Annotated in this window: 20 protein-coding genes and 3 pseudogenes; 20 read left to right on the forward strand and 3 right to left on the reverse strand. The window is 41.5% G+C overall.

All coding sequences use genetic code 11. The features are described from left to right. Positions 1-38 precede the first annotated feature (38 nt). Positions 39-431, forward strand: a complete 393-nt coding sequence (yugI, locus tag ACSSTM_RS16035; protein WP_034659784.1) for a S1 domain-containing post-transcriptional regulator GSP13 — start codon at positions 39-41, stop codon at positions 429-431. Between the two features lie 67 nt (positions 432-498). Here the strand turns inward: yugI and ACSSTM_RS16040 are convergent, their stop codons facing one another. After that, positions 499-735, reverse strand: a complete 237-nt coding sequence (locus ACSSTM_RS16040; protein WP_003212952.1) for a DUF378 domain-containing protein — start codon at positions 733-735, stop codon at positions 499-501. A gap of 144 nt (positions 736-879) precedes the next feature. Between ACSSTM_RS16040 and ACSSTM_RS16045 the strand changes: the two genes are divergently transcribed. From ACSSTM_RS16045 to ACSSTM_RS16065, 5 genes are all read left to right on the forward strand, one after another. Then, the gene (locus tag ACSSTM_RS16045) at positions 880-2043 is read left to right on the forward strand and encodes an iron-containing alcohol dehydrogenase (RefSeq protein WP_420735018.1); all 1164 of its coding nucleotides are present in this window, start codon (positions 880-882) and stop codon (positions 2041-2043) included. A gap of 121 nt (positions 2044-2164) precedes the next feature. Beyond that, positions 2165-3337: an iron-containing alcohol dehydrogenase gene (locus tag ACSSTM_RS16050; protein WP_034659782.1), complete on the forward strand. Its 1173-nt coding sequence runs from the start codon at positions 2165-2167 to the stop codon at positions 3335-3337. 126 nt (positions 3338-3463) lie between these two features. Next, the gene (locus tag ACSSTM_RS16055) at positions 3464-4819 is read left to right on the forward strand and encodes a glucose-6-phosphate isomerase (RefSeq protein ID WP_034659781.1); all 1356 of its coding nucleotides are present in this window, start codon (positions 3464-3466) and stop codon (positions 4817-4819) included. Between the two features lie 113 nt (positions 4820-4932). After that, positions 4933-5136, forward strand: a complete 204-nt coding sequence (locus ACSSTM_RS16060) for a hypothetical protein (protein WP_252067801.1) — start codon at positions 4933-4935, stop codon at positions 5134-5136. Between the two features lie 46 nt (positions 5137-5182). Beyond that, positions 5183-5584: a YugN-like family protein gene (locus tag ACSSTM_RS16065; RefSeq protein ID WP_034659780.1), complete on the forward strand. Its 402-nt coding sequence runs from the start codon at positions 5183-5185 to the stop codon at positions 5582-5584. Here the strand turns inward: ACSSTM_RS16065 and ACSSTM_RS16070 are convergent. Beyond that, entirely contained in the window at positions 5581-6567 is a 987-nt protein-coding gene (locus tag ACSSTM_RS16070; protein WP_095285848.1) for a potassium channel family protein, read from the reverse strand. The genes ACSSTM_RS16065 and ACSSTM_RS16070 overlap by 4 nt on opposite strands. 125 nt (positions 6568-6692) lie before the next feature. Here ACSSTM_RS16070 and ACSSTM_RS16075 point away from each other — a divergent pair, with 125 nt between their 5' ends. From ACSSTM_RS16075 to ACSSTM_RS16100, 6 genes are all read left to right on the forward strand, one after another. Further along, entirely contained in the window at positions 6693-6917 is a 225-nt protein-coding gene (locus ACSSTM_RS16075) for a hypothetical protein (protein ID WP_095285849.1), read from the forward strand. Between the two features lie 81 nt (positions 6918-6998). Continuing rightward, entirely contained in the window at positions 6999-7673 is a 675-nt protein-coding gene (locus ACSSTM_RS16080; RefSeq protein WP_034660681.1) for a zinc metallopeptidase, read from the forward strand. A gap of 48 nt (positions 7674-7721) precedes the next feature. Next, complete coding sequence (locus tag ACSSTM_RS16085) at positions 7722-9014, forward strand: hemolysin family protein (protein ID WP_034659775.1); 1293 nt, start codon at positions 7722-7724, stop codon at positions 9012-9014. Positions 9015-9149: 135 nt separating this feature from the next. After that, positions 9150-9551 (forward strand): secondary thiamine-phosphate synthase enzyme YjbQ, encoded by a 402-nt coding sequence (locus ACSSTM_RS16090; protein ID WP_034659774.1) that lies wholly within the window; start codon positions 9150-9152, stop codon positions 9549-9551. 16 nt (positions 9552-9567) lie between these two features. After that, positions 9568-10599 (forward strand): nitronate monooxygenase, encoded by a 1032-nt coding sequence (locus ACSSTM_RS16095; RefSeq protein WP_420735016.1) that lies wholly within the window; start codon positions 9568-9570, stop codon positions 10597-10599. A gap of 24 nt (positions 10600-10623) precedes the next feature. Next, positions 10624-10872 carry a hypothetical protein gene (locus ACSSTM_RS16100; RefSeq protein ID WP_420735015.1) on the forward strand — a complete coding sequence of 83 codons (249 nt, stop codon included), beginning with the start codon at positions 10624-10626 and terminating at the stop codon, positions 10870-10872. Positions 10873-10893: 21 nt separating this feature from the next. Here ACSSTM_RS16100 and ACSSTM_RS16105 read toward each other — a convergent pair whose 3' ends face one another. Continuing rightward, entirely contained in the window at positions 10894-11634 is a 741-nt protein-coding gene (locus ACSSTM_RS16105; RefSeq protein ID WP_034659769.1) for a protein-glutamine gamma-glutamyltransferase, read from the reverse strand. A gap of 339 nt (positions 11635-11973) precedes the next feature. Here ACSSTM_RS16105 and ACSSTM_RS16110 point away from each other — a divergent pair. The 8 genes and pseudogenes from ACSSTM_RS16110 to ACSSTM_RS16145 form a co-directional block, all read left to right on the forward strand. Beyond that, positions 11974-12840, forward strand: a pseudogene (locus ACSSTM_RS16110) (cache domain-containing protein); the annotation flags it as partial. Positions 12841-12954: 114 nt separating this feature from the next. Next, the gene (locus tag ACSSTM_RS16115; protein WP_407060619.1) at positions 12955-13782 is read left to right on the forward strand and encodes a methyl-accepting chemotaxis protein; all 828 of its coding nucleotides are present in this window, start codon (positions 12955-12957) and stop codon (positions 13780-13782) included. A 281-nt stretch (positions 13783-14063) separates the two neighbouring features. After that, positions 14064-14954, forward strand: a pseudogene (locus tag ACSSTM_RS16120) (HAMP domain-containing protein); the annotation flags it as partial. Continuing rightward, a complete protein-coding gene (locus tag ACSSTM_RS16125) occupies positions 14949-15899 on the forward strand; it encodes a methyl-accepting chemotaxis protein (protein WP_370876320.1) in 951 nt (316 codons plus the stop codon). The pseudogene ACSSTM_RS16120 and the gene ACSSTM_RS16125, both read left to right, overlap by 6 nt. A gap of 317 nt (positions 15900-16216) precedes the next feature. After that, positions 16217-17110 (forward strand): annotated as a pseudogene (locus ACSSTM_RS16130) (HAMP domain-containing protein); the annotation flags it as partial. Continuing rightward, positions 17105-18052: a methyl-accepting chemotaxis protein gene (locus tag ACSSTM_RS16135; protein ID WP_411266055.1), complete on the forward strand. Its 948-nt coding sequence runs from the start codon at positions 17105-17107 to the stop codon at positions 18050-18052. The pseudogene ACSSTM_RS16130 and the gene ACSSTM_RS16135, both read left to right, overlap by 6 nt. Positions 18053-18217: 165 nt before the next feature. Continuing rightward, entirely contained in the window at positions 18218-20206 is a 1989-nt protein-coding gene (gene tlpB / locus ACSSTM_RS16140; RefSeq protein ID WP_095285851.1) for a methyl-accepting chemotaxis protein TlpB, read from the forward strand. Between the two features lie 90 nt (positions 20207-20296). Continuing rightward, positions 20297-20821, forward strand: coding sequence for a type 1 glutamine amidotransferase domain-containing protein (locus tag ACSSTM_RS16145; protein WP_060597185.1), 525 nt, complete (start codon positions 20297-20299; stop codon positions 20819-20821). Positions 20822-20836: the final 15 nt, after the last annotated feature.

Consider the following 20836-nt stretch of genomic DNA (forward strand, 5'->3'; position numbering starts at 1 on the left):
TAAACGAATATTAAAACATTTATTTAGGAGTTGTTATCATGGCGACAAAGTTTGAAGTAGGCAGTGTTTACACTGGTAAAGTAACAGGATTACAAGCGTATGGTGCGTTTGTTGCATTAGATGAAGAAACTCAAGGACTTGTGCATATTTCTGAAGTAACACATGGCTTTGTAAAAGACATCAACGAGCACCTTTCAATTGGAGACGAAGTACAAGTAAAAGTTCTTTCTGTTGATGAAAAAGCAGGTAAAATCAGCCTTTCTATCCGTGCTACACAAGATGCACCTGAAAGAAAAGAAAGCAAACCAAAGAAACAAAGACCACAGCAAGTGAAAGAAGAAGCTGCTGCACCACAAGGTTTCAATACACTTAAAGATAAACTTGAAGAGTGGATTGAGCAATCTAACCGTAAAGATCTTATCAAGAAATAAAAAAAGCACCGCTTCAAACGGTGCCTTAGGCTGCCTCGTATAGGCGGCCTTTTTTATGTCTTTTTGTTTAGCGAACCTCTGGATTTGGCTCGTCACGGCGAACAGCTTCTTCGCTTGGCTTGAACAATAGACCAAGGTTAACAAGACCTGCAATTCCAACAAGACCATAAATAATACGTGATAATGCAGAGCCTTGTCCGCCAAAGATCGCTGCTACTAAGTCAAATTGAAAAAAGCCGATTAGTCCCCAGTTAATAGCACCGATAATCGTGAGCACGAGGGCAATACGCTGAATAGCACTCATCGTGATTCCTCCTTTCGCTACAGCATCAATACATTTATATTTTGCAGATTTTTAGCCAAACTATGCGTAAGAAAATGGATTAAAGCAAATTACTTTACTTTTGGAATGATTGAGGCGCATAATGTAGCGCGAGGAGGAGATCAAATGGATCGATTTACTTATTGGAACCCAACGAAATTAATGTTTGGAAAGGGAGAAGTATCAGCCCTTTCAGATGAACTCAAACACTACGGAAAAAACGTATTACTTGTATATGGTGGAGGCAGTATTAAACGAAACGGCCTTTATGACCAAGTTGTCAGCATCCTAAAAGAATCAGGAGCTGCAATCACTGAACTTGCTGGTGTTGAGCCAAACCCGCGCTTAACAACAGTAAGAAAAGGGGTTGAGCTTTGCAAAGAGAACAACGTTGATTTTATTTTGGCAGTCGGCGGCGGCAGTGTCATTGATGCAACGAAAGCGATCGCAGCTGGAGCGAAGTACGATGGAGATGCTTGGGATATCGTGACGCGTAAGCATGTCCCAATGGAAGCTATTCCGTTCGGTACTGTGTTAACACTTGCTGCAACAGGTTCTGAAATGAACTCTGGATCAGTGATCACAAACTGGGAAACAAATGAGAAATATGGCTGGGGAAGTCCAGCAGTCTTCCCTAAATTCTCTATTCTTGATCCAGTGAACACATTCACTGTGCCAAAAAACCATACGATTTATGGCATGGTTGACATGATGTCACATGTGTTAGAGCAATATTTCCATCACACGGAAAATACACCTTATCAAGACCGTATGTGTGAAGGGCTTCTTCGTACGGTCATTGAAACAGCACCGAAGCTGATCAACGATCTAGAGAACTATGAGCTGCGTGAAACCATCTTATTCACTGGCACCATTGCGCTCAATGGTATGCTGTCAATGGGGGCACGCGGTGATTGGGCTTCTCATAACATTGAGCATGCGGTATCTGCTGTTTATGATATCCCTCATGCCGGCGGACTTGCGATCTTGTTCCCGAACTGGATGAAGCATGTCATTCAGGAAAACCCAGGCCGCTTTAAACAATTAGCGGTACGTGTATTCGATGTGGACCCTGCGGGCAAAACAGACGAAGAAGTGGGCTTAGAAGGAATCGACAAATTGTCAGCTTTCTGGACAAGTCTTGGTGCACCAAGCCGTTTAGCGGACTATGATATCAACGATGAGAAAATTGATTTAATTGCAGACCGTGCAATGGCACGCGGTGAATTTGGTCAATTTAAAAAGCTAAACAAAGAAGATGTTCTAGCCATTTTGAATGCTTCTTTATAATCGAACAACCAAAAGATAGCTGCTTTCGAGCAGTTATTTTTTTTTGAGTTCGACGTGTACATATGTTAAAGTAGTCTTTCATGTTTTTGGATATATACGCTGTAAGGAGATGTATTAACAGATGGAAAATTTTATTTACTATAATCCAACGAAATTAATGTTTGGAAAAGGACAACTAGAAGGACTAAAGAGCGAACTCGCTCGTTATGGAAAACGAGTGTTACTTGTATATGGTGGAGGCAGCATTAAGAAAAATGGTCTTTATGACAATGTGATCAGCGCGTTAAATGAAGCAGAAGCTGAAGTATTTGAGCTGTCAGGTGTTGAACCAAACCCGCGCCTTACCACAGTGGAAAAGGGAATCGACATCTGCCAAAATGAAAAAATTGATTTCTTATTAGCTGTTGGCGGCGGCAGTGTGATTGACTGTACAAAAGCGATTGCAGCCGGAGCAGAGTATGACGGAGATGTGTGGGACATTATCTCTAAGAAAACAACCGCTCAAAAAGCATTGCCATTTGGCACAGTACTGACACTTGCAGCAACCGGTTCAGAAATGAATCCAGACTCTGTCATCACAAACTGGGAAACAAATGAAAAATATGTGTGGGGCAGTTCAGTCACTCATCCTGCTTTTTCCATTCTAGACCCTGAGCATACATATTCTGTGCCAGAAAACCAGACGGTGTACGGCATGGTCGATATGATGAGCCACGTCTTCGAGCAATACTTCCATAATGTAAAAAACACGCCGCTACAGGATCGAATGTGTTTTGCTGTTCTTCAAACAGTCATCGAGACAGCACCAAAACTGCTTGAAGACTTACAAAACTATGAGCACCGTGAAACGATCCTTTATGCAGGAACGATCGCTTTAAATGGCACGCTGCAAATGGGCTACTTTGGAGACTGGGCGTCCCATACGATTGAGCATGCGGTATCGGCTGTCTATGACATTCCGCATGCAGGCGGACTTGCCATCCTCTTCCCAAATTGGATGCGTCATACACTCGATCACAATGTGGAACGCTTTAAAAACCTCATGCTGAACATGTTTGACATCGAGACAGAAGGAAAATCAGATCGTGATATCGCATTAGAAGGCATCGACAAGCTGTCAGCCTTCTGGACAAGCCTCGGTGCACCAAGTCGTTTAGCGGATTATGACATTGGTGAAGATCAGCTGGACAAAATTGCCGACATTGCGGCGAAAGAAATGGAATACGGTGGTTTTGGTAACTTTATGAAACTTGGTCGTGATGACATTCTTTCTATTTTGAAAGCTTCTTTATAATCCTGCTTGCCGTTTCTCATAGAGAGAAACGGCTTTTTGCTATGCCAGTGACGATCACTTGATTTCAATAGCTAGTTCCGCTAAAGTGAAAGGGACAGAACTAACGTAATGGAGGGCTTACAAGCGATGACACATATTCAATTTGACTACTCGAAAGCGTTACCTTTCTTTCAAGAACATGAGCTTACATATTTAAAAGATTTTGTGAAGGTGGCCCATCATAATATTCATGAACAAACGGGTGCAGGCAATGATTATTTAGGCTGGGTTGACTTACCGAAGCAATATGATCGCGAAGAATTTGCCCGCATTAAAAAAAGTGCAGATAAAATTAAGTCTGACTCTGATGTCTTGCTTGTTGTCGGAATCGGCGGCTCTTATCTCGGCGCACGTGCGGCGATTGAATTTTTGAACCACTCTTTCTATAACACGCTGCCAAAAGGCAAACGCAAGACGCCGCAAATCATCTTTATTGGAAACAACATCAGTTCTTCTTATTTAACAGATGTGATGGATCTATTGGAAGATGCAGATTTCTCTATTAACGTCATTTCAAAATCTGGAACAACAACAGAGCCAGCGATTGCGTTCCGCATCTTTAAAAAGCTCCTCATTGAAAAATACGGTGCTGAAGAAGCGAAAAAACGTATTTATGCGACAACTGACAAGGCACGCGGTGCACTGAAAACATTAGCAACTGAAGAAGGCTACGAATCATTTATCATCCCTGATGATGTAGGTGGACGCTATTCTGTATTAACAGCAGTTGGTCTATTGCCAATCGCTGTGAGCGGTGCAGACATTGATCAGATGATGGAAGGCGCGGCAAAAGCAAGCGAAGACTTCGCTTCATCTGAGCTTTCTGAGAATGCGGCATACCAATATGCTGTCGTCCGTAATGTCCTTTACAATAAAGGCAGAACGATTGAAATGCTGATTAACTATGAGCCAGGCCTGCAATACTTTGCAGAATGGTGGAAGCAATTATTCGGTGAAAGTGAAGGAAAAGATGAAAAAGGAATTTATCCTTCATCTGCGAACTTCTCAACAGATCTTCATTCACTTGGTCAATATGTTCAAGAAGGAAGAAGAGACTTGTTTGAAACAATCGTCAATGTAGACAAACCTCGCCATGAGCTTGTCATTGAAGCAGAAGAACAAGACCTTGATGGCTTGAACTATCTAGCAGGAAAAACGGTTGATTTCGTTAATAAAAAAGCATTTGAAGGAACGATGCTTGCTCATACAGATGGAAAAGTACCGAATCTTATCGTCACAATTCCTGAGATGGATGCTTATACATTCGGATACCTCGTTTACTTCTTTGAGAAAGCATGTGCGATGTCTGGATATCTACTAGGCGTCAATCCATTCGACCAGCCTGGAGTAGAAGCTTATAAAGTGAATATGTTTGCTTTATTAGGAAAACCAGGCTTCGAAGAGAAAAAAGCCGAGCTTGAAAGCCGTCTAAAACAATCGTAAGAATGAAAAAGCACACCTTTTGATAAGGGGTGTGCCTTTTTTGTTTTCTCATGGTTCCTGTGCAAGCTTCCTCATGCTCTGTACATAGAATAATGAGTAGAGGAGAGTGAAACATGAGAACGAATCATATTTACATTCACGATATTTCTGGTCATGCAATCGTCAACTTTGGCAATGTCGGACGTATTTGTTCTATGAGTGCTGTCAAAGATACTGAATGTGCTGGCAGTGTGAACGAGACGAATCAATTATCCAATCAAAGCTTATTTGATGCTGCTTTTACAAACAATGTACAAATCACGAGGGGCAATGTATGAATTCCTCTCTTTAACGAACCCTATTATACAAAAAGGAGGGTTTCGTATGATTCATGTACCATCCAGGCTGCCTGGTGAAAGCTTTTCACTTTACCATTTAGAAGAGACCATGAAGCCGCTCGGTTATGTCATTAATGGCAACTGGGATTATGATCACGGGTACTTTGATTATAAAATTGATAACCGTGATGGCTATACTTTTCTCAGAGTTCCTTTTACAGCCGAAAAAGGCCAGCTGGATCAGCCAGGCGTTGTGGTGAAAATGGGAGATCCATTTCTCTTAAAGCATGTATATCAAGATAAGTTAGATGATCATGCGATGGTTGGAAATGTGGGGGCATCCTTTAATCAATTCCAAGAACCAAAAGAGAAAGATGGAGATGTATCAAAAGCTTATACTGAGATTGGCTTTTCACTCGTCAAGGAATTAGAAGACGCACTGCTTTAAAGGCTGATCAGTTCATCCTCTGGATGAAGCTCATATCCAAAGGGAGGATTCATCATGGGTCCTTCTTTTTTTTGTACACCGACAATGATCACATGATGCTCTAAAAAGTGATGGAGCACTGTTAAGAATGTTTCTCCGGCTAACGAAGCTGGAACCGGTATGATGGTGACGTGTTTATGCAAGGTCATATGTCTTTTTTTCTTTAAGGCTTTGAACTGTTCCTTTAGAAGAAAATGTTCGACCATTAAATGATTGACTGCGTCAGAGGTATGAATGACTTGATTGGCTCCAGCACGCTCGGCATTTTTTACGTAACGATCTGTTAAGATTTCAATTAAACAGTATAGCGAAGGGTTTAATCCTTTTGCTGCAAGTAATGTTAAAACACTCTGCATATCAGCTGTCACTTCATTTTCGTGCTGATCTGCGGTAATCATCAGTGCATCTGCACCGGTAATATTGGCTTTGCGAAGTGTGACATCTTCGGTGCCATGCCCTTTAATAAAATGAACATTCTCTAAAAGTGGCCCTTCCTTCAAGGAGTCATCAATCAGCACAATCGGCATAGTTGGATCAATTGTTTGAAACGACTGAAGCAGTTTGTTCGTTTTCTCATTCCAGCCGACGATAATGAGATGTCCTTTCCCTTTAAAGGCGACCTTTCCTTCTACATAATGGTGCTGCTTGCTGAACACAGCGGCGGCAAGCGTGGCGAAATAAGCTGTGACAAAGCTTGCGCCGATCAAAATCAGAGCCATACCCGCTACTTGTCCAGGCATGGTTTGCGGCACAAAATCACCATAGCCTACCGTAGAGACTGTAATGAGCGCCCACCAGATCCCATCAAAGATCGTATGATACTGCTTCGGTTCAAGCAAAACGATTAATTGTCCAAAAAAAAGAAGCAAGAAACAGATGATGATGGCAATTCGAAGATAGAGTGGCCACCTTAGCCAAGCGATAAAGATACGATTTGATTTCATCGGACTCTTCCTTTCAGGAGACTGCTAATGTCAGTATGCCCGATTGAGGAACATTTTTTCATCTTCGTCATGTATTGAAACAGATCCCATATCTTAAAATAAGAGAGAAGAAGGAGGGAATGCGAATGTCGTTCGTTCAAAAGACCGTACTTCTTTTTATCGGTGCGCACTTTTTATCATCAGCTGTGATCTTGCTCGTGTTTGACTTAAATGCTGTGAATCATTTTATGAGTGATTTTTCTTGGCTGCACTTTTTTCAAGACCTATACGGAACGGTGACCTTTTATACAGCATGCTTAGGTGTGTTCTTCTTTTTTATTGGCGCAGTTGTTCCCCTTAAAAAGACCTAGTGCTTTTTTCTGTACACGTTACATAAAAGTCATTAAAATTGTAAATAAATATATAAAATAAAAAGGAAGCTGATGAGCATGCTGTTTTTTTATTTTTTAACATTTGCCGCATTGGGATTGTCATTTTGGGCACAATTTAAAGTAAAGAATAATTTTGAAAAGTATTCAAAGGTTGAAGCATCCAGTATGAAAACAGGTGCGGAAACCGCTCGATATATTTTAGATCGCAACGGGTTATACGACGTGCCTGTTGAACCGGTAAGAGGAACTTTGACTGATCATTACGACCCTACGCAGCGTGTGGTTCGCTTATCTGAACCTGTGTACTACGGCCATTCCATATCGGCCATTTCAGTCGCATCACACGAGGTTGGACATGCCTTGCAGCATCAGGAATCCTATGGTGCGCTTGTTTTGAGACATAAGATCTTTCCTGTCGTGAACTTTGCATCTGGTGTTGCCCCGCTTCTTTTCCTTGGAGGAATCTTGCTTGGCAGCCTTAACTTAATCGGGCTTGGGATCATTTTGTTCTCAGCGGCTGTGTTTTTTCAGCTTGTGACATTGCCTGTCGAGTTTAATGCAAGTTCTCGTGCAAAAGATATCATTGTTTCAGAAGGAATCATTAGAAGCAGTGAAGAAAGAGGCGTGAACAAGGTGTTAAATGCTGCAGCTCTTACGTACGTCGCAGCGGCCCTTGTTTCCTTGTTTGAATTGCTCCGTTTTGTAATGATCTTCCTAAATGGCCGTAATGATTAATTGATGCCAGAGGAGGTGAGCCCTTACCATTGTTAGGTAAGGGTTTTTTTGTATATTTTAAACGTATTTTTAGTCATATTACTCATTGCTGCGACAGCATTTTTTGTTGTCACTGAATTTGCGATTGTGAAAATTAGAGGCTCTAAAATCAATCAGCTGATTGAAAGCGGTGATAAGAGAGCCATCCACGTACAAAAGCTCATATCAAATCTCGACGAATATTTATCCGCCTGTCAACTCGGAATTACCATCACCGCTTTAGGCTTAGGGTGGCTGGGCGAGCCGACGGTGGAGCATTTTCTGCATCCGCTGTTTGAGGAATTAGGGCTTCATTCCGCATTAACCGACATCCTATCGTTTATCATCGCATTTGTGATCATTACGTTTTTACATGTCGTTGTGGGAGAACTGGCGCCTAAAACGATTGCCATTCAAAAGGCAGAGGCCGTCAGCCTTGTGACAGCAAAGCCACTCATCTTTTTCTATAAAGTCATGTACCCGTTTATTAAAGCATTAAATGGGGCGGCACGAGGCATTGTGAAATTATTCGGTTTTCATTCTGTCAAAGAACATGAAGTGGCGATCAGTGAGGAAGAATTGCGTCTCATTTTATCTGAAAGCTATGAGAAGGGCGAAATTAACCAATCTGAGTACAAATATGTGAATAAAATTTTTGAATTTGATAACCGGGTGGCGAGAGAGATCATGATCCCTCGTACAGAAATTTCAGCCATAGAGGTTGAACAGACGCTTGAAGACATGACGCATTATATGCTGAACGAAAGATACACACGCTACCCTGTTATTAAAGAAGACAAAGATCATGTGATTGGTGTCATCAATAGCAAAGATGTGTTTAAGGCGAGCTTCCTGAATCAAGATGTGACGATTGAAGACTTAATGCGTCCGGTGATTCGGGTGATTGAAAGTACTCCTGTTCAAGAATTGCTCATTTTGATGCAAAAGGAACGAATTCATATGTCAGTGCTCGTAGACGAATATGGAGGAACAGCCGGACTTGTCACAGTAGAGGACATTTTAGAAGAAATCGTGGGCGAAATTCGGGATGAATATGATCAAGATGAAACACCTCATATCGTCAAAAAAGGTGACTTCCACTATGTAATGGATGGGAAAGCCTTGATTGATGAAGTAAATGATTTATTGGATTTAGCCATTGAGAATGATGATGTTGATACAATTGCTGGCTGGATGATGACACATAAATTTGATTTTGAGATTGGAGATACGATTGAAGCAGAAGGCTGTGAATTTACCATCATAGATGCAGAAGACCATCATATTCGGACCATTGAAATCAAAAAGGTTCACTTTTTCTAAAAACCTCGTAACACTTGACGAGGTTTTTTTAGTTGGTAAACTTTAGGTAAGAGAATGCCTTCTGCCGATAAGCAGTGATTTATTTCACATAAAAAGGGTATGGTTTTATAGAAATGACAAAAAGGAGCCGCTCATATGAAAAAAATCAATGTACAAACAGACAGACGCGATGAGATGATCGACGTGACGAACGAGATCCATCAATATGTCAAGGAAACAGGTATTCAAAACGGAACCGTCATTATCTACTGTCCTCACACGACAGCAGGGATGACCATTAATGAAAATGCGGACCCAGATGTGAAACGAGATATGCTCCGCCGGCTTGACGAAGTCTTTCCGTGGGAACATCCGAAGGACCGCCATATGGAAGGAAATACAGCCGCACATATGAAAGCGAGCTATATGGGTGCTACGCAGCATGTTCTCATCAATCATGGTGATCTTGTACTTGGCACATGGCAGGGAATCTATTTCTGTGAGTTTGACGGGCCGAGACATCGCCATTTTTATATACAGGTGTCTTCAAACGAATAAGAGATGGGGGAAATAAATGGGAGATATCACGAAATTACTGCAAATCAAATATGGAATTATTCAAGCGCCAATGGCAGGAGGAGCCGTGACATCGCAGCTGGCAGCCGCTGTTTCACAGTACGGGGGACTTGGCAGTTTGGCAAGTGGATATGTGCAGCCTGACAATTTGAGGCAGCAGATCAGACAGGTCAAACAGCTGACAACTCGCCTGTTTCAGGTCAATGTATTTGTACCAGAGCCAATTCCTGAAGTCAAAAAAGAGGATGTGGTATTTTGGGAGAAGAGACTGCCTGCACGACCAGCCGCTGATAGGCTGCCGAGCCAAGAGGAATTGTGGGATGATTTTGAACAGAAAATCAACATTATTCAGGAAGAAGACGTACCAGTCGTTTCCTTTACCTTCGCTTGTCCAAATGAACAAACGATTCATCGCTTAAAACAAAAGGGGGTCTTTTTAATTGGAACCGCCACAACAAAAGAGGAAGCACTGCTTTTAGAGGAAAAAGGGATGGATGCCATTGTTCTGCAAGGAAGTGAAGCAGGGGGTCACCGAGGTACCTTTTTACCTGCAAAAGGAGATGCCCTGGTGGGACTCTTTAGTCTGATCTCTGACGTCAAGCCGCTCTGTCATGTGCCATTGATCGCCGCAGGCGGGATCACAGAACGAGCAGGTGTGAAAGCCGCTCTAGCGCTTGGAGCGGATGCGGTTCAAATCGGCACACGATTTTTAGCCAGCCAGGAAAGTGCTGCGGCAGACGTATACAAAAAGGCGATTTTACAGGCAGAAAGCAGTGAAACAAAGATCACGAGGCTTTTTTCTGGGAAAAGAGCAAGAGGTATTGTGAATCAGTGGATGGAGGAAGAAAGACAGAATGAAGATAGGGTTCTTCCTTATCCGGTTCAGCATGTATGGACGACACCGATGCGAAAAGCAGCCGCGGCTGCAGGAAACCCTGATCAAATGGCTCTTTGGGCAGGACAGGGCGTTAGCCGTATTCACTCGATTTTAACCGTTGAGGAGATCATGCATGAACTGATGCACATATAAATTCATGTTGGGTGGTGTGAAAGGATGGACATCTTAAAGCATTTATACCGAAAAAAAGGACAAATTGAATTTTGGTTTGATGAATTTCCGTACTCTTCTGCCGTCCTTACGCCCATTCGTCATTACTATTTTGTTCGTTACGTAAAATGGAGCCGGCACGATCCGCCGGTCACAAGAAAAGACTTAGAAAAAATGGAGATCCTTGTGAACACGATGCTTGGCACGCTGCAAGATTATCGTAAACGCAAGGCATACAAAAGCCCCTTGTCATAACCAATAGACAAGAGGCTTTTTTTAGCTGCCAAACATTTGCCTGAGATAAATCACATCCATCCGGGTGGTCTGCGGCAATAGATAAGCAGATTGAACAGCACCTGGCCGCCTTCTCTTATTCAATTTGTCGATAATTTCTGCTGCTGTTAAAATCCCAAGTCCATGTCCGTAATATTGATCTTCTCCTAAGTAAATCACATTTTCCCCGCGCCACTGTGACTGCTGATAGCTAAACTCTGGATTTTCAAAATATAAGCAATCCCCATAGATAAAGTCATTCCCGCGTTCTGTATAAATCGACAATGTATCATAATGCCAGTCATACAGGGTTAAGCTGCGAAGCCTTCGGTTAAACTTCTCGTCTCCTACCGTTTGCAAGACCCCCATATAAAACACGATCACAATGGCGGTGGCACATTCAAATGCATATTGTGAGCCGTTTTCAAAAATGTCTTTAATTCCTCTAGATGGTTCCACTTGATAGCGCAGCTCTAGTGCTCCTGCTTCCGATACACGCCAAAAGGCATCATTTGCACGAGATTTTTGGAAGATGGCAAATGAGGCACCACTTTTATGCAAATCTCTTGCAGCATTCATAATGTTCGATCTCAATGTGACCTCAAATAACAAATCAGATGCTTGCCTGTAGCGGAACGTATCATTTGAGGCTTGTAACTGCATCAAAATGATCCGCTTTTGTCCCTCTAGCTGAAATGAAGCCAGCTGCTCATTTGTCACTGGCTTTCCTGAAAGGATAATCATATGAAAAGCGCCCCCTTTTGTATTAGCGTATGCAGGGTGCTTGGGCAAGGAATCAATTTGTGAAAATAAACAAAAAGGCATCCTTTTTATTTGAAAAACATGAAAATAATATGAAGATGTCCGATATATAACATATCGTTTAAAAGGAGGAAAAACATGAAAAATGCAATAAAATGGTTGAAAAAACCATCGATTTCTAAGAGACTGATTATTTCATTCACGCTCGTTCTTGTCTTGCCAATTATTACACTCAGTACGATTTCATATCAGATTGCCAAAGAAGAATTAGATCATGAAATCATGTACGGAGCAAACACAAGAGTCAATGAACTGAATGACATGATTCAGCAAAAGCTTATCAATAAGGAAAACGCAGTAAAACTCTTTACTGAAACATCTACTGCTGCAGACTTTAAGAAGAACAACCAGGACGAACTGTATGAGCATTTCGAGATATACAGTAAAATCAATGAAGATGATGTGGTTGGCTTTTATGCAGCAAGTAAAAAGCGTGATTTCATTCAGTTTCCTAAAGTAGACATGCCAAAAGGCTATGATCCAACAACGCGTGATTGGTATCAACTAGCTATGCAGGATGAGAGTGGTAATCCAGTTGTTACCAATCCGTACATCTCGGCCACAACAAACGGCATGGTTGTCACGATTGCCCAGCGTCTGAAGGACGGGTCGGGAGCGATCGGAATTGACATTGATGTGCAAGACATTGTCGATAAAATAAAAGAGATTAAAATTGGACGACAAGGATATCCAATTATTGCGAATAAAAATAAACAAATTGTGGCTCATCCAGAAGAAAAGTCAGGATCTAAGGTCACTGAAAATATTTCATCTATCCTTTACAGCGGAAAAGAAGGAACGTCAACTTATGAGAATAAAGGAGAACAAAAGCGTCTTGTTTTTGTGACAAATGATTTAACAGGTTGGAAAATTGCTGGAACGATGTTTGTATCAGAAACAGAAGAAGCAGCACAGCCAGTTTGGAATTCTGCCATTATTCTTTTAATTTCTTCATTTATCCTTGGCGGCGTTGCGATCTTCTTTATCGTTCGATCCATCACAATTGGACTTCGAAAGCTTGTTGATTTCTCAAACAAAGTGAGTGAAGGGGATTTAACCGAAACCCTTGAAACCAAATCGAAGGATGAAATAGGAGAGCTGACAAGAAGCTTTAGCAAAATGAGTGAATCCCTCCGTGACGTCATTCGAGCGGTACAGCAATCTGTCGACAATGTGGCTTCCGCTTCCGAGGAGCTGACGGCAAGTGCCAGCCAAACAAGTCAAGCAACCGAGCATATCACGATGTCGATTGAACAATTTTCAAATGGAAATGAAGCACAAAACGAGAAAGTCGAATCTAGTACGAACCAGCTTGTGGCAATGAATGAAGGATTACAAGACATGTCACATACGTCATCAGAAGTGGCTGCTGTCTCACTTCAATCGACAGAGGCGGCTGGTCAAGGCGGCCGAATTGTTGAAAGCACAGCGAGCCAAATGAAACATATTGATACATCTGTACAAGAAGCAGAACAAGTCATGAAACAATTAGAATACAAGTCTAAAGATATTACGAGCATTTTAAATGTTATTAACGGCATTGCAGATCAAACGAATTTACTTGCGCTAAATGCAGCCATCGAAGCAGCAAGAGCAGGTGAATCAGGACGCGGCTTCTCCGTCGTTGCAGAAGAAGTGAGAAAACTAGCTGTCCAATCCGCAGATTCAGCGAAAGAAATTGAAAAGCTCATTCAAGAAATTGTGTTAGAAATTGCTAAATCTCAAGATATGTTCAAAACGGTCAATCGAGAAGTACATGCAGGACTCGGTATGACAGAAGAAGCAAAAGAAAGCTTCCAGAACATTTATGAGGCGGCAGAAGGAATGTCGAAAAAACTGACTCAATTAAACGATACAGCGATTGATCTATCGAGCGGTTCAAAGCTTGTCTCACAAGCTATGCAGGAGATGCGCCAAGTCTCTAGAGAAAGTGCGGCAAACATTCAGGACATTGCGGCTTCTGCTGAAGAGCAGCTGGCCTCTATGGAAGAAATCTCATCTTCTTCTGTGACACTTGCTAACATGGCAGAGGAACTAAAAGAGCTCACAAGTCAATTTAAAATTGATTAAAAAATGATGAAAAAATACCCAGAATTGTCTGGGTATTTTTTTTATGTTTAAACATCGTTTTCAGCCTGTAAAAATAAACCTTTCATCCGATAATAACTTTAGAGAAGTAAAGGGGGAAAGAGAAAATGGGGAAAATGATCCAATGGTTAAAAAAACCATCCATTTCAAAAAAATTAATTATTGCCTTTTTGGTAGTCCTTATCCTGCCAACCACTGCACTGACAATTAGTGCATTTTTTACATCAAAGACAGAGCTAGACAAACAGATTATGGGCAGTGCGATGAGTCAAGTCAATGCATTTGATACCTTAATCAATGAGAATATAGGAAACAAAGCAGATGCTGTGACCCTGTTTACAGACTCACTCAAAGCGTCTAATCTTCAAGAAAAAAATAGAAATGCGACCATTAAAGAATTGCAGCAATTTGGAAAAATTAATGAAAAAGATGTTTCTGCTATCTATGCAGGTTCCGAAAAGGGATTGTTTATGCAATATCCTGTTCAAAAGATGCCTGATGGCTACGATCCAAGAGAGCGTCCATGGTATCAAGAAGCGCTCAATGCAGAAAACGGCAAACAAGTCATCACAAAACCATATGTAGCAGCCTCCACAGGCAAAATGGTCATCACCATTACTCAAAAAATGAAAGATGGTTCAGGTGTTATTGGACTTGATATGGAAATTGACACCCTGCTGCAAAAGTTAAAAGAAATCAAAATTGGGCAAAAAGGCTATGCCTTCATCATGGAGAGAGATAAAACAGTTTTAGCAGATCCGACCCAAAAGCCAGGAAGTCAGGTCAATGAGAATCTGGCAAATATTATTTTTAAAAACAAAGAAGGAAGCGGCAGCTACACACTCAAAGGGATAGATAAAAAGGTTGCGTATGTGACCAATGAATTAACCGGCTGGAAAATCGGTGGAACGATGCTCGTATCAGAAGTAGAAGAGGCAGCAAAGCCCGTTTTCAATACAGCCATTATTGTGTTCAGTGTGACACTTATCGTAGCAGGTACCCTCATCTTCTTTATCGTCCGCTCTATATCTAAAAGATTATCCAACCTTGCCCGCTTCTCGAAAAAAGTCAGCGAAGGTGATTTGCGCGATAAGCTTGAGATTCAATCAGATGACGAAATTGGCCAAGTTGGGAAAGGCTTTAATACAATGATTGACTCATTAAGAACCCTCATTGGTGCCGTCCAAACCTCAGTCGAAAATGTCGCTTCTTCATCAGAAGAACTGACCGCCAGCGCAGGTCAAACAAGTAAAGCAACAGAGCATATTACACTAGCCATTGAACAATTCTCCAATGGAAATGAAAGTCAAAATGACAAAGTCGAATCCAGCTCAGACGAGTTAGAAGAAATGAACCGAGGCCTTCAGCACATGAATGAGTCGGCTGAATCCATTACTGCTTCATCGATCAAATCAACAGATATCGCAGGGGAAGGCGGACAGCTTGTGGAAAAAACCGCTTCTCAAATGAATGTCATTGATCAATCCGTGAAAAAAGCAGAGAATGTCATCAGCGCTCTTGAAAGTAAATCAAAAGACATTACACAAATTCTAGGTGTCATCAATGGAATCGCTGACCAAACGAATTTACTTGCGCTAAATGCAGCAATCGAAGCAGCAAGAGCTGGGGAATCTGGCAGAGGCTTCTCTGTTGTAGCAGAAGAAGTAAGAAAACTGGCTGTTCAATCAGCCAATTCGGCGAAAGAAATCGAGAATTTGATTAAAGAGATCGTTCAAGACATCGATGTATCACAGGAAGTATTCACTGCGGTGAATCGAGAAGTTCAATCAGGCTTAAGCTTCACTGAACAAACAAGAGCCAGCTTCCATAATATTTTCGAAATGACAAAAGAAATTTCTGACCAGCTTCAAACGATGAATCAAACGGTTATCCAGCTTTCAAATGGCTCTGCCCATGTGTCAGAGGCTGTCCGTGAGATTGCAGACGTCTCACGTGAAAGCTCCGCAAACATTCAAGACATTGCGGCTTCAGCGGAAGAACAGCTGGCATCAATGGAAGAAATCAGCTCATCCTCTGCTACGCTCTCATCAATGGCAGAAGAATTGCGTGATTTGATCAGCAAATTTAAAGTCGAATAGACATAATGAAAAGAGCCCTTCAGCTAGAGGGCTCTTTTTTCATTAAATAAATCAAAAGAAATAGGTGAATTTACTCATTTTGATTAATTTAAGAACATTGAGTCTTGAAAAATAATTCGTATTACCTAAGAATAGAAGGGAAAGACCACAAATCATAATTCAAAAGGAGTAGAGTCATGAAAAAAATCAACTTTTTTAAGCACTTTACAATGTCGAAGAAATTAATTACTGCATTCTTAGCGATTCTCCTAGTGCCAATTCTCGTATTGGCAGCATTTTCTTATGAAGTGGCCTCAAAGTCTCTCAATGATGAGATTATGTCTAGTGCTGCAAATGGTGTTCAGCAATTAAACGAACTCATTAATAAAGATGTACAGCCTAAAATTGATATCGTTTCCTATTTAGCCAAATCGGTGAAAAAGAGTGAATTGGCTTCTAAAAACAAGGATTTACTCAAGGTGAAATTAGAGCAATTATCGGAAACAGATGAAGATGTGGTGGAAGTATTCATTGCAGATCAAAATGGTAAACTAACTGAATATTCCAAGATTCACAAAGGTAGTGCCTCGAGCGCAAAAAACGAATCGTGGTTTCAACAATCGATGGGAGATGAGAAACTCATCATTTCAGATCCTTTTGTCGACAAGTCATCAGATGACCTGCTCATCACAATATCAGAACAATTAGCAGATGGTTCTGGTGTGATTGGGATCAATGTGCGCTTGAACACGATCGTGAAAGATACAAACAGCATCAAAATTGGCAAAGAAGGCTATGCGTTTGTCGCGACTGCAGATCAGCATTATATTGCCCATAAAACAGACAAGCCTGGGGCGAAATTGACAGGTGATTTCATCTCGAAATTGTATGATAAAAAACAAGGCAGCTTCAAATATGAATACAATGGACAGCCGAAGCAAATGTTTTTTGACACAAATGAAGCAACAGGCTGGAAGCTTGCTGGAACAATGTATACGGGCGAAGTCAAAGAAGCTGCACAGCCAGTTCTCGACTTAACAATGATCATACTGGCAGCTGCGATGGCCATAGGCGGAATCGCGATTTATTTTATTATTAAATCGATTCGAAAGCCACTGATAGAGCTCTCTGAATCGGCTGAGAAAATCAGTCAGGGTGATCTGACCCAGCATATTGAAGTTCGTACGCACGATGAAATCGGGAAGCTTGCGCAGAGCTTTAACGAGATGTCAGCAAAGCTGAAACACGTCATTCAAGCTGTTCAGAATTCCATTGAAAATGTGGCCGCCTCTTCTGAAGAATTAACAGCAAGTGCAGGACAGACCACCCAAGCGACTGAGCATATCACATCGTCTATTGAACAGTTCTCAAACAGCACTGAACACCAAAATGATATGATCGAAAAAAGCTCAGTCCAGTTGAACGAAATGGATCGCAGCTTATCCCATATGGTCGATACGACCTCACATATGATGGAATCGTCGATTGATTCGAGCAAAACGGCTCAGGCTGGTGGAGAACTCGTTCAAAAAACAGCAGGTCAAATGCAAACCATCGAGCAGGCAGTGAAAGAAGCAGAGCTTGTTATTCAAGGCTTAGAGCAGAAATCAAAGGATATTACTAACATTCTGGGTGTCATTAACGGCATTGCTGACCAGACCAATCTCCTTGCTTTAAATGCTGCGATAGAAGCCGCTCGGGCAGGAGAAGCAGGCAGAGGTTTCTCTGTTGTTGCAGAAGAAGTTCGTAAGCTGGCAGAGCAATCAGGAAGCTCTTCAAAGGAAATTGAAAGCCTGACGAACGAGATTGTGGAGGAAATTGAAAAGTCACAGAACATGTTTAAACAAGTAGCAGGTGAAGTACAAGCTGGATTAAACATTACAGATGAAACGAAAGTCAGCTTTGAGAAAATCACCGATAAAACATCAGAAATGACAGAACAAATGAAACAAATGAACGGAACCGCCAAAGAACTCTCGCATGGCTCAAATGATATTTCACATGCGGTGAATCAAATCAAAGAGCTTTCAAGAGAAAGTTCCGCAGGCTTCCAAGATATCGCAGCATCCGCAGAAGAACAGCTGGCATCTATGGAAGAGATCAGCTCATCCTCTGCCACGTTATCTCAGATGGCAGAAGAGCTAAGAGAGCTCATTAAACAATTTAAAATGTAAGAGATATAGGGAAGCACCTGACGTTTTGACGTCAGGTGTTTTTCCATTCGATGCATATAATTTGGGTGTTTTGGACTTATTTAGACTTTAATAAATTAAAAAAGTAAACAACCTAGTAGTACTTCCGATATATATACTATCTTACTAAAAGGAGTTTTCTTTTTTATGAAATTCATACAGTATTTCAGGAAGCCATCTATTTCAAAAAAGCTCGTATTCTCTTTCTTATTTATTCTCTTATGCCCAATCATTGTATTGGCATTCTCTTCATATCATACGGCGAGCACCTCTTTAAATGATCAAATCATGCAAAGCGCCAAGGAGAACGTAGAGCAGCTAGATAAAAATATTACGAAGGTTGTGAAAGTGAAAACAGACGCAGCCGATTTCTTTAGCAAATGGATCACGGAGAAAAAGCTTAAGCAAAAAGGCACGACAGATATTCAAGGGCGCTTTGAGCAGTTCATGAGTATGAATGATGACACAGAAGGCATTTTTGTCGCTTCAAGTGATGGCAAAGTGTTTTCAAGATATCCTAATAAAAAAATGCCTGCTGACTATGTCGCAACGGAGCGGGATTGGTATAAAGACGGCTGGGCGAAAAACGGAGAGCTGTCTGTTTCAGCACCGTATCCAACAGCTTCCACAGGTACGCTTGTGGTCACCATCTCTAAAAAGTTAGAGGATGGATCAGGCGTCATTGCAATGAACCTAGACATTGCGAATCTAGTAAAAGAATCAAATAGCATAAACATTGGGAAACAAGGCTATGCCTTTATCGGAAGTCCGGATCGTACCTTTGTTGCCCATCCAACGAAAAAAGCTGGATCCAAATTATCTGGTGAATGGCTAGAAAAGCTTTATTCACAAGATGAAGGTTCTATGAGTTATATGTTTGAAGGAAAAGAAAAGCAAATGGAGTTCACCACAAACAAAGCGACTGGCTGGAAAATTGTCGGTACGATGTTTGTGACGGAAGTAGAAGAAGCTGCACAGCCAGTCTTTAACATGGCCGCTATCATTTTAGCAGGCGCGCTCATCATTGGCGGGATTCTGATCTTCTTGATCATTCGTTCCATTACAAAACCACTTTCTATACTTGTCTCTTCCTCAAGGAAGATCAGTGAGGGAGATTTAACAGAAAAAATTGATGTCCGGTCAAAAGATGAAATTGGACAGCTAGGCACAAGCTTTAATGAAATGAGTGAGTCATTAAGAGATGTCATCCAAGCTGTACAAACATCTGTAGAAAACGTGGCTTCTTCATCTGAAGAACTGACGGCAAGTGCAGGTCAAACAACAAAAGCAACTGAACATATTACATCATCTATTGAATCATTCTCAAATGGCAACGAAAATCAAAGCGAAATGGTGGAGCAAAGCGCGTCTCATTTAAAACAAATGAACGAAGGACTGAACGAAGTCGCAGAAACGTCTGATGTCATCACAGCGTCATCTATTCAATCAAAAACAGTTGCAGAATCAGGCGGACAGCTTGTGGAGCAAACCGTTGGCCAAATGAAGACGATCGACCATTCAGTGAAAGAAGCTGAAGGGGTGATCAACGGGCTGGAGCATAAATCAAAAGATATCACAAACATTCTAGGCGTGATTAATGGCATTGCGGATCAAACGAATTTACTTGCACTCAATGCTGCCATTGAAGCAGCACGTGCAGGTGAGTCAGGCAGAGGCTTCTCTGTTGTCGCAGAAGAAGTGCGTAAACTTGCAGTTCAATCATCGGATTCAGCAAAAGAGATTGAAAAGCTTGTGAAAGAAATCGTATCTGAAATCGAAACATCTCAAAATATGTTCAAATCAGTGAATGAAGAAGTGAAGAATGGTCTTTCCATTACAGATCAAACGAAAGAAAGCTTCTCACAAATTAATCTGCAAACAGCGGAAATCGCAACAAGAATCAATGAAATGAATACAACAGTACGCGAGCTTTCAAAAGGATCAGAGCAAATTTCTAAAGCGGTGAATGAAATTGCAGATGTATCACGAGAGAGTTCAGCAAGCATCCAAGATATCGCCGCATCTGCTGAAGAACAGCTTGCTTCTATGGAAGAGATTAGTTCTTCATCTACGACTCTTTCCCAAATGGCGGAAGAATTACGTGATTTAATTAAAAAATTCAAGATCAGCGAATAAGATCAAGTGGTTCTCCTCAAGGGGAACCGCTTTTCTTTTTAAGAGGTCATCTCGTACAATAGAGGAAATCGAAAGAATAGGAGAGATGTTATGCGTTTATCAGATAAGAAGGTCATTGCGTTTGTCAGTGATGATTTTGAAGATTTAGAGCTATGGTATCCGGTTCTGCGTTTAAGAGAAGAAGGGGCAACTGTGCATCTTGTAGGAGAAAAAGCAAATCATGAGTACATCGGAAAATACGGTGTGCCGGCTGTATCTGATGCAGATTTTTATTCCATTCAAGCGGATGAATATGATGCTGTGCTTGTCCCTGGTGGATGGGCACCAGATAAACTGCGCCGTTATCCAGAAGTGTTAAACATCGTTCGTTCATTTGATGCAAAGGCAAAACCAATCGGGCAAATTTGCCACGCTGGCTGGGTGCTGATTTCAGCAGGAATCCTGCAAGGCAAAAAAGTAACAAGTACACCTGGTATTAAAGATGATATGACAAATGCTGGAGCGGACTGGTTTGATGAAGCAGTCGTCACAGATGGCCACCTCGTCTCGAGCAGACGTCCGCCGGATCTCCCTCCATATGTGAAAGCATTTGCGGATGTGTTAGCGGCAACATAAACAAAGGATCTGAAA

It is taken from the genome of Bacillus sp. RK1064, assembly GCF_051488405.1.
In the GTDB taxonomy this organism is placed as follows: domain Bacteria; phylum Bacillota; class Bacilli; order Bacillales; family Bacillaceae; genus Bacillus.

Coding starts and splice junctions, on each gene's coding strand:
- yugI (WP_034659784.1), top strand. CDS start 39: ATGGCGACAAAGTTTGAAGTAGGCAGTGTTTACACTGGTAAAGTAACA.
- ACSSTM_RS16040 (WP_003212952.1), bottom strand. CDS start 735: ATGAGTGCTATTCAGCGTATTGCCCTCGTGCTCACGATTATCGGTGCT.
- ACSSTM_RS16045 (WP_420735018.1), top strand. CDS start 880: ATGGATCGATTTACTTATTGGAACCCAACGAAATTAATGTTTGGAAAG.
- ACSSTM_RS16050 (WP_034659782.1), top strand. CDS start 2,165: ATGGAAAATTTTATTTACTATAATCCAACGAAATTAATGTTTGGAAAA.
- ACSSTM_RS16055 (WP_034659781.1), top strand. CDS start 3,464: ATGACACATATTCAATTTGACTACTCGAAAGCGTTACCTTTCTTTCAA.
- ACSSTM_RS16060 (WP_252067801.1), top strand. CDS start 4,933: ATGAGAACGAATCATATTTACATTCACGATATTTCTGGTCATGCAATC.
- ACSSTM_RS16065 (WP_034659780.1), top strand. CDS start 5,183: ATGATTCATGTACCATCCAGGCTGCCTGGTGAAAGCTTTTCACTTTAC.
- ACSSTM_RS16070 (WP_095285848.1), bottom strand. CDS start 6,567: ATGAAATCAAATCGTATCTTTATCGCTTGGCTAAGGTGGCCACTCTAT.
- ACSSTM_RS16075 (WP_095285849.1), top strand. CDS start 6,693: ATGTCGTTCGTTCAAAAGACCGTACTTCTTTTTATCGGTGCGCACTTT.
- ACSSTM_RS16090 (WP_034659774.1), top strand. CDS start 9,150: ATGAAAAAAATCAATGTACAAACAGACAGACGCGATGAGATGATCGAC.
- ACSSTM_RS16095 (WP_420735016.1), top strand. CDS start 9,568: ATGGGAGATATCACGAAATTACTGCAAATCAAATATGGAATTATTCAA.
- ACSSTM_RS16100 (WP_420735015.1), top strand. CDS start 10,624: ATGGACATCTTAAAGCATTTATACCGAAAAAAAGGACAAATTGAATTT.
- ACSSTM_RS16105 (WP_034659769.1), bottom strand. CDS start 11,634: ATGATTATCCTTTCAGGAAAGCCAGTGACAAATGAGCAGCTGGCTTCA.
- ACSSTM_RS16115 (WP_407060619.1), top strand. CDS start 12,955: ATGTCGATTGAACAATTTTCAAATGGAAATGAAGCACAAAACGAGAAA.
- ACSSTM_RS16125 (WP_370876320.1), top strand. CDS start 14,949: ATGATTGACTCATTAAGAACCCTCATTGGTGCCGTCCAAACCTCAGTC.
- ACSSTM_RS16135 (WP_411266055.1), top strand. CDS start 17,105: ATGTCAGCAAAGCTGAAACACGTCATTCAAGCTGTTCAGAATTCCATT.
- tlpB (WP_095285851.1), top strand. CDS start 18,218: ATGAAATTCATACAGTATTTCAGGAAGCCATCTATTTCAAAAAAGCTC.
- ACSSTM_RS16145 (WP_060597185.1), top strand. CDS start 20,297: ATGCGTTTATCAGATAAGAAGGTCATTGCGTTTGTCAGTGATGATTTT.